The 8,483-nt window shown below is 72.5% G+C and carries 3 protein-coding genes and 2 pseudogenes; 1 reads left to right on the top strand and 4 read right to left on the bottom strand.

Translation table 11 applies throughout. The features are described 5' to 3' along the window. From RYN42_RS18315 to RYN42_RS18330, 4 genes and pseudogenes are all read right to left on the bottom strand, one after another. A pseudogene (locus RYN42_RS18315) lies at positions 1-410 on the bottom strand (glycoside hydrolase); the annotation flags it as partial. Further along, a complete protein-coding gene (locus RYN42_RS18320) occupies positions 403-1,944 on the bottom strand; it encodes a glycosyltransferase (RefSeq protein ID WP_399552533.1) in 1,542 nt (513 codons plus the stop codon). The pseudogene RYN42_RS18315 and the gene RYN42_RS18320, both read right to left, overlap by 8 nt. A gap of 395 nt (positions 1,945-2,339) precedes the next feature. Continuing rightward, positions 2,340-4,121, bottom strand: coding sequence for a gamma-glutamyltransferase (gene ggt, locus RYN42_RS18325; RefSeq protein WP_315098457.1), 1,782 nt, complete (start codon positions 4,119-4,121; stop codon positions 2,340-2,342). A gap of 47 nt (positions 4,122-4,168) precedes the next feature. Further along, positions 4,169-7,144, bottom strand: coding sequence for a PQQ-dependent sugar dehydrogenase (locus RYN42_RS18330; protein WP_315098460.1), 2,976 nt, complete (start codon positions 7,142-7,144; stop codon positions 4,169-4,171). 224 nt (positions 7,145-7,368) lie between these two features. Here RYN42_RS18330 and RYN42_RS18335 point away from each other — a divergent pair. Next, a pseudogene (locus RYN42_RS18335) lies at positions 7,369-8,483 on the top strand (transcriptional regulator); the annotation flags it as partial.

Below are 8,483 nucleotides of genomic sequence, written 5' to 3' on the forward strand. Positions count from 1 at the left end.
CGCTCGGCGGACGCCTTGGCGGCGACGCGCGCAGCCTCGGCGGCGCGCTCGGCCTCGGCCTTCTGCGCGCCCTCGACAGCGGCGGCCTCCTGCTCGGCGGCAGCCTTGGCCTTGCCGTTCGCGGAGGCGGCCTTGCGCTCGGCTGCGGCCTTGGCCTGCGACCGCTCGAGGGAGTCGACCTCGTCCTCGCGCGCCTCGAGCGAGTTGCGGAGCTTCTCGTTCTCGGTCGCCAGCCGGCGCTCCTCCGCGCTGGTCTCGGCGGAGGCGGTGACCGCCACGGACGGCGACAGCCAGACGCCGGCGGTGACCGCGACGAGCGCGAGGGCGATGCCGCCGGCGGCGATCCGCTTGCGGGGTGAGGGGCGGATGGCGCGTTCCCACCACCCGGTGGACTCGATGTGCTCAGACATAGACCAGGGCCTCCAGGGCGAAGAGGGCCAGCGCGATCGCGTAGGGGATCGCGGCCAGCGGGTTGAGTCGGCGACGCCGCGCGGGCGCCGAGGGTGCGGTGGCCACCGCGCGACGGGTCTGCGCGGGGGCGACCGCCGGGGCGGCGGCTGCGGGGACGTCGGCCAGGACGGTGCGGGTCGGTGAGGCGAGGCGCTGCGTCGGCACCACGCCGACCGGAGCGCGGTCCACGAGGTCGGCAGGTCCGGCCGGGGCGTTCTGCAGCTCCGTGATCAGGTCGTCGGAGCCGCCTCCGGCGTACGCACCGGCACGCGTCCCCCATCCGCTGGCGTGCGCCATGCGCAGGAAGCCGAGCAGCCGGATCGGCATGAGGAACAGCGTCGAGACGATGATGAAGACGGGCAGCCGCAGGAAGTCCGACGGCTTCTCGTGCAGGTGGCGGATCTGCCGGATGGCCATCGAGAGGACCGACGACACGATCATCGTCGCGACCACCCAGACCCAGCCGCTGAGGCCGGTGTAGGTGTGCAGGATCGCCTGGTAGAGGTTGACGCCGGTGCCGGAGATCGCCCGGTAGATCCAGCCCGCGATCGTCCCGAAGAGCAGGAACGGCAGGAGGATGTCGGCGACGAAGAAGACCGCCAGCAGGGGAGCGTGCCCGATCATCCAGGGCAGCATCCGCAGGGTGTTGTACTGGCTCCCGCGGGCCCAGCGCAGCTGCTGCTTGGCCAGCTTCTTCACCTGCAGCGGGGCGTCGGTGTAGACGAGGCTCGTGTACTGGTACACGCACCTGTAGCCGGCCTTGAGCGTGAGGTTGGTCAGCGTGCGGTCGTCGGACACCTCGAGGAAGACGCCCATGAACTTCTGGTGCATGAAGTCGTCCATGACCTGGACCAGGATGTGTCGGCGGAACGCGATCGTGCGTCCGGGCAGGCAGCCCACCTGGCCCAGGGCCGACTGGGCGGGCATGGAGTAGAGCGCCCGGGTGTTCTCCAGCCAGTCCGCCCAGCGGGTGATCCAGGAGCGCTCGGGCTCGAGGATGCGCTGACGGGTGGTCGCGCCGCCGACCGAGGCGTCGGCGAACGGCTTGACCAGCTCGGACAGCGTGCCGTCGGTCCAGACCGTGTCGGAGTCGACCAGCACGGTGATCTCGCCGCGCGACAGCTCGGTGCCGATCTTGACGGCGTTGCGCTTGCCGGGGATCGGCGTGTGCACCCAGCGGACCAGGGGAGCGAACTCCTCGCTGATCTCCTGCAGGGGCACGTTGACCGCGCCGTTGATGACGACGATGACCTCGTCGGGGCGCTGCTCGACGATGCGCGTCAGCACGTCGCGGAACAGGTCCAGCGGCTCGTCCACGACGGGAATGACCACGCTGGCGGTGCCGCCGAACTCGCCCGTGAAGGGCTTGTAGCGCCGTGACAACAGCACCTTGAGCAGCCACAACGCCCAGATGACGGTGGAGAACAATGCAAAGAGATAGAACTCGGATTGGCCTTCGAGCATGTGTCGTAGCTGCAGGACAAAGACGAACAAGGGCGGTACCCCGCTTTGCGGTCGACGAATCGGTGGCGAGCTGACCGGCGTCGGCGGCGATCCAGCGAGGACGACGGGAGTGCCTAGGTAGGCGCTTTCCCAGCGTCGAAGAGTCATCCTCGGGACCCGAGGGCGCGAGGTGACGGGGTGCGACTGCCCCTCCTGGCGAAGGTGCAGCGGTATCGAAAGCTCATGTGGCGGCCCTGGCGAGACGGCCACGGAGGAACTCGATGAATCGACCGTACCAGGCGGTAACGGAGCAAATAGACGGACGACTGTCCAGAAGTGACTGCGGTCACTCGCATTGTTGCTGCAATGACCACAAACGTCCGTATTGCCCTGGGCAACTTTACATAGATTTTACGTGGCGGCCCGTCGTCCGACCGGGGCAGATCTCACCGGCGCAGCACCACGGCCGCACTGCCGCCGCCCCGGCGCGTCGGCTCGGCGACCGCCTGGAAGGAGCCGTCGGGCAGGATCTCGATCCCGGTCGCGGCGCCGATCTCCGCGATGTCGACGAAGGTGTGCCCGAGCGCCTGGAGCTCGGCACGCGCGAAGCCGGGCTCGGCCTGGACGGTAGGGGCGTTGCGCTGGCTGGCCCGCGGCGCCGCCACCGCCGCACCCAGGTCCATGCCGAGGTCCAGCCGGTTGACCAGGACCTGCAGGACCGTGGTGATGATCGTCGCCCCGCCGGGCGAGCCCACCGCGAGCAGAGGGCGTCCGTGGTCCAGCACGATGGTCGGCGCCATCGAGCTGCGCGGCCGCTTGCCCGGCCCCGGCAGGTTCGGGTCGTTGCCGTCCTGCGTGTCGGTGAAGCTGAAGTCGGTCAGCTCGTTGTTGAGCAGGAACCCGCGGCCGGGCACGACGACACCGTTGCCGCCCAGCGACTCGATGGTCAGGGTGTATGCGACGACGTTGCCCCAGCGGTCCGCAGTGGTCAGGTGCGTGGTCGACTGGCCGTCGGAGCCCGGCGTGCCGACGGTGGCGGGCTCGCTGCAGCCCTCGTAGCTCCCGTCGGGGACCCCTGGCGCGAGCGGCTTGGCCAGCGCGGCCGCCGGGTCGACCAGGCACGCGCGTTCCGCCGCGAACCCGTCGGAGAGCAGCTCGGCCAGGGGCACGTCGACGAAGCCGGGGTCGCCGACGTACCGGTTCCGGTCGGCGAAGGACAGCGCGCTGGCCTCCAGGTACTGGTGGAGGGCCTGGGTGGTGTCGGCCGGCGCCGGGAGCGCCTCGAGGATGTTCAAGGCCTCCCCGACGGTCGACCCGCCCGACGACGGCGGCGCCATCCCGTAGACGTCGAACCCGCGGTAGGTGACGCGGGTGGGCTCGCGCAGGACGGTCGTGTAGGAGGCCAGGTCGGCGGTCGTCATCAGCCCGGGGCGGACGACGAGCGAGGTCCCGCGGGCGACGGGCGGCCGCTGCACGGTGTCGGCGATCTCCTGCGCCAACCGACCCGTGTAGAGCGCGCCGACGCCCTTGCGGGCGAGCAGGTCGTACGTGTCCGCCAGGTCGCGGTTGCGGAACACGGACCCGACCGCGGGCGGGGCGCCGCGGCGCAGGAACAGCCGGGCGGTGGACGGGAAGGCCGCGAACCGCGCGGCGTTCGTGACGGTCTGGTCGGCGAACGTCTGGTCGACGACGAAGCCGCGCCGCGCCACCTCCGTCGCGCCGCGCAGCGCCTTGCGCAGGCTGAGCGTGCCCCACTGGTCCAGCGCCGACTGCCAGGTGGCCGGCGTCCCCGGCACACCCACCGACAGGCCGGACGTCACGGCGTCGGCGAACGGGAGGGCCACGCCGTCCTCCACGAACGCGTCGCTCTGCATCGCCGCAGGCGCCGTCTCCCGGCCGTCGATGGTGTGCACTCGACCGGTGCGCGCGTCGTAGTGGACGAAGAAGCCGCCGCCCCCGATGCCCGAGGAGAACGGCTCCGTCACCCCGAGCGTGGCCGCGGCCGCGACGGCGGCGTCGACCGCGTTGCCGCCCTTGCGCAGCACGTCGAGGCCGACCCGCGTCGCGTCGGCGTCCACGGTAGCGACTGCGCCCCCGTAGCCGACGGCCACGGGGACCTTGTCGTCATGCCGCGGGTGGGCCGCGGCCGGTGCCGCGACCGTCCCGAGCGAGAGGGTGGTGGCAGCGACGAACGCTGCCCACGTGCCGGCTTTCCTGGACGATCGCATGAGATCTCCTGGGTGACTGGTCGGGTGCGTTCAGGCTGGCCACGGGGTCAGAGCAGGCGGACCTCGACGAAGGAGAGCTTGTTGTTCGCCGCCCCGGTGCCGTTCGAGATCGTCAGCCGTCGGTCCGTGACGGTGACCTCCGCCGTGGCGTCGAGCCAGCGCTGCGCCGTGGTGGTCGTGCCGCTCACCACCAGGACGTCCTCCGCCAGCAGGCGGATGGTCGAGCCGGTCGAGGTCGGGTCCCCGGCGACCAGCCGGACGCTGTACGTGCCGTTGGGCACGGAGAGCTCCCACCGGGCGTTCGTGTTGGGCGCCAGCTGGAGGAAGGCGAGGGTGTCGTACCGCTGGTCCGGCGACAGCGTGGAGTTGCGGTCCCGCATGGCGGAGGAGTTGCTCGCGTTCCACCCGTAGCTCAGCCCCGACGACCGCTTGCCGTAGACCGAACCGGTGTCCGGTGCGTACCCGGGCGGGACGGGGGTTCCGGACGGCTGCATGTTCACGGCGTAGTACGGGCGCAGCCGGTCCGTCGGCACGATCTCCTGTGCCTGCGACGAGCTCGACCAGCGCAGCTGGGCGACGGCGGAGCCGGTGGCGTCGAAGTACTCCAGGACGATCGGGACCGGTACGCCGGCGGTGAGCGCGATCGTGCCGGTGTCGACGCGGCTCGAGTGGGTGGTCCACTGGTCGATCACCCGCGTGCCGTTCACCCACAGCCGCACCCCGTCGTCCGACGTGGTGGAGAAGGTGTAGGTCTGGGAGTACCGGGGGATGACGGCACCGCTCCAGCGCACCGAGAACGTGTCGGCGCCGATCCCGGCCACCGGCGCACCGGTGCCCCAGGAGAAGCCGACGGTCGGGTCGAGCCGATTCACGGTGGTCCCGGTGAGGTCCTGGTTGTCGAAGTACGCCCCCTGCAGCCCGCGCAGCGTGAGCGCCGCCGACAGGGTGGTCGGGGTCGACGGGGTGGTCCACGTGCGGCTCGCCGCCGTGGACCCGTCGGACCAGCGGTTGAAGCCGTAGGGCCGCCCGGCGGCGTCGGTCTGCGCCGGGACCGAGAGCTGCAGGGCGAAGCCGGCCCACGACGTCACCGTCGTCGGACCGGTGACCGGCAGCCCGTTGACGACGACGGTCCGGCCGGGCGGACCGGTGGTGAGCGTGACGGCCACCTTGCGCGGCTGGAAGTCGCGGACGACCGTCGTGGACACCCCGCCGGAGTCCGTGGCCGTCAGGCTCACCCGCAGGAAGCTGTTGGCCGCGGCCGCGAGGTCCTCGGGCCCCGGTGCGACGACGTCGATGCCGGTGCCGGTGACGGGCCCGAGGAACGGGTGGGTGTGCTGGTCGTGCACGCGCAGGATCGTCCAGCTCAGCCGGGACGGCGCCAGGGTGCCGTCCTGTGCGTCCGTCGCCGACCCGCTCAGCTGGAACGTCTCGCCGACCGAGAAGGTGGCGCCCGCCGCCGGTGAGGCGATGGTCGCGACGGGTGCGGTGTTGCCCGAGCTGATCGTGGTGGTCACCGGTGCGGACACCGATCCGGAGGGGTCGCGCACCCGCAGCGACGCCGTCCATGTCCCCGCCGCGTACGTGTGGCTCACCGTCGGGGTGCTCGTCGTCGCGCCCGCCGACCCGTCCCCGAACGTCCAGAGGTAGGTGAGCGGGTCGCCGTCGGGATCGCTGCTGCCCGAGCCGTTCAGCGTGGTCGTCAGCGGCGCCGGACCGCTCGAGGGCGCGGCGGTGAGCGCGGCGACCGGGGTGCGGTTCGCCGTGCCGGTGTAGGTGATGCGGCGGATCTCGCCGCCGTTGGCGAAGGTCGTGTAGTACAGCGCCTGCGTGCTCCCCGACGGGCCGAACTCGAGGTGCACCGCGCCGCCCAGACCTGTGGCGAGATCGGTGCTCGTCCCGCCGCTGAGCGTCATGACCTTGCCGCACACGTAGTCGGCGTAGACGTAGGCGGCGTCGTAGGACGCCGGCCACAGGCCGTCCGGCACGAACGCCCCACCGGTGATCGAGCCGCAGCCGGCCGAGCGGTCGTAGGCGAACACCGGGTCGGTCATCCCCGCCGGGGTGGGTGCACCGCAGTCGGTGGAGGAGCCGGTCTGCGCGCACGGCCCCTCGCGTGCGGGCCAGCCGTAGTCCGCCCCGCTCACGCCGGCGTCGATCTCCTCCCAGGCGTTCTGGCCGACGTCGTTGATGCGGAACGAGGTGCCGGCCGCGTCCGGGTCGAACGCGAACCGGAACGGGTTGCGCAGGCCCCAGGCGAACGTCTCGCGGCAGACGGAGCCGGCCGGTCCCGGTGCGAGCCGGCAGCTCACCGTCCCGGCGCCGAGGAACGGGTTCCCGGCGGCCGGTGCACCGGTGGTGCGCTCGACCCGCAGGATCTTGCCGTTGAGGATGTTGCGGTCCCGCGACGCGTCGTTGGCGCCGCCGCAGCCGCTGTTGCCCGCGTAGTCGCAGCCGCCGTCGCCGGTGGACACGTAGAGGTAGCCGTCCTTGCCGACGTGCAGGTCCCCTGCGTTGTGGTTGCCTGCCGGGGTGTAGATGCCGTCGAGCAGGATCGTCTCGCTGGCCGGATCGACGACGTTGGTGTCCCCGAGCACGAACCGCGACACGCGGTTGGTCGGTGCGCCGGCTGGAGTGCCGGTGGTGCTCGTCGGGCACGCCGAGCTGGTGCCTCGGGCTGTGTAGAAGAGGTAGATGGCGCGGGTGGTCGGGTCGGGATCCACCGCGACGCCGAGAAGGCCTCGCTCCGAGCTGACGCACAGGCGTGAGCTGAGGTCGAGCGCCGGCGCGGTCAGCAGGGTCCCGGCGGCGGTCCTTACCCGCAGCCGGCCGCCCTTGTCCGTGATGAGCATCCGCCCGTCGGCGGTGAACGCGATCGCGGTGGGGGAGGCGACGGTGGCCACGAGCGTGTCGCTGAACCCCGGGATCACCGCCGCAGCGGCCGGTGGCGCGACCGTCGTGGCGACCCCGGCGCACAGGAGCGCCAGCAGGATGACGAGTGCTGGACGGTGCGTGCGGATCGACATTGATCCCTCCCGGGCCTCGGCGCGCTCTTCGAGGATGCTCCGCACCGACGGGGACGCGCAATGGTGGTCGTCCCGGAAGATCCGGTCCGGAACGGTTCGGGCGCGATCTGCATCATCCCGACATTTCATCCCCGCACCGGTCTGTCTCCCGCGCGCGACGGCTGCGAGGATCGACGGTGGAGCCCGGTCCCAGGACCGGGAGCCGTTCAGGCTCGGAGGCCGCGATGGCGCAGGGGGATGCCGTCGTCGCCGTGGTCGAGGCCGGTGTGCCTGCCGCGGGGCGTGGGGTCGTGCGACGCACGCTCCTGCACGCGCTCGACGACGTGCTCTCGGCGGGCACGGGCCTCGTCCTGGGGCCGCGCGGTGCCGGCAAGACGAACCTGCTGGCCCAGTGGGCCGCCACCTGCCCGCTGCCGGTGGTGTGGGGGCGCTGCACCCGCGGGGGCGTCACCCTGCGGTCCGGGTCGCAGGCGCTGACCCTGACGCCGGCGGAGCTCAGCCGGGCCGTGCACGCCCGTCGGGGGCCGTCCCTCCTGGTGCTCGACGACGTGCACGAGCTGCTGGGGGCCGGGGTGGGGGACGAGCTCGAGCACCTGCTGCTCAGCGCTGCGCCCGACGTGCACGTGCTCATGGGCTCGCGACGGCAGCCGACGTTCACCCTGGCGCGCTCGGAGATCGCCCCGCCGGTGGTGCTCACAGGCGCCGACCTGCGGATGCGCACCTGGGAGGTGGACCGGCTGTTCCGCGACGTGTACGGGCACCAGCTGGTGCCGGAGGACGTCGAGACCCTGACCCACGAGACCGAGGGCTGGTCCGCCGCGGTGCACCTCTTCCACCGCGCGACCGACCCGCTCCTGCCCGCGGACCGTCGGCGCGCGATACGGAGCCTGCCGGCCGACACCCGGTACGCCCGGGACTACCTGGTCGGTGTGGTGCTGGCGGAGCTCGGGCGGCCGCTGGTGGAGCTCCTGCACCGGGGAGCGGTGTTCGACGAGCTCACGGCCGCCCGCTGCGACGCCCTCACCGGGCCCGCCTCCGGTCCCGACCCGGCCCCGGCGGCAGCCCCCCTCCTGCGGGAGCTGGACCGCACCTGGTCGCTCGCCACCTCGGTGGACGGCGTGCAGTACCGCCTGCCGCGGGTGCTGCACCGGCACCTGCGCGCCGCGCACGACGAACACCTGGGCGCGGCCGCGCGCGCCTGGCACCGCCGGGCCCTGGACGTGCTCACCGCGGAGGAGCCGCCGGTCACGGCTGCGCCTCCGACCATGGCGGCGGAGGAGTGGTCGACGTTCGCCGACGGCGGCGCCACGGCGCCACCCGTGATCGGCCTCCTGCGCGC

Source organism: uncultured Cellulomonas sp. (genome assembly GCF_963527515.1).
In the GTDB taxonomy this organism is placed as follows: Bacteria; Actinomycetota; Actinomycetes; order Actinomycetales; family Cellulomonadaceae; genus Cellulomonas.

Bases quoted from the DNA above. Each gene is read 5' to 3' on its own strand.
- ggt (WP_315098457.1), bottom strand. From the start codon at position 4,121: ATGCGATCGTCCAGGAAAGCCGGCACGTGGGCAGCGTTCGTCGCTGCC.
- RYN42_RS18330 (WP_315098460.1), bottom strand. From the start codon at position 7,144: ATGTCGATCCGCACGCACCGTCCAGCACTCGTCATCCTGCTGGCGCTC.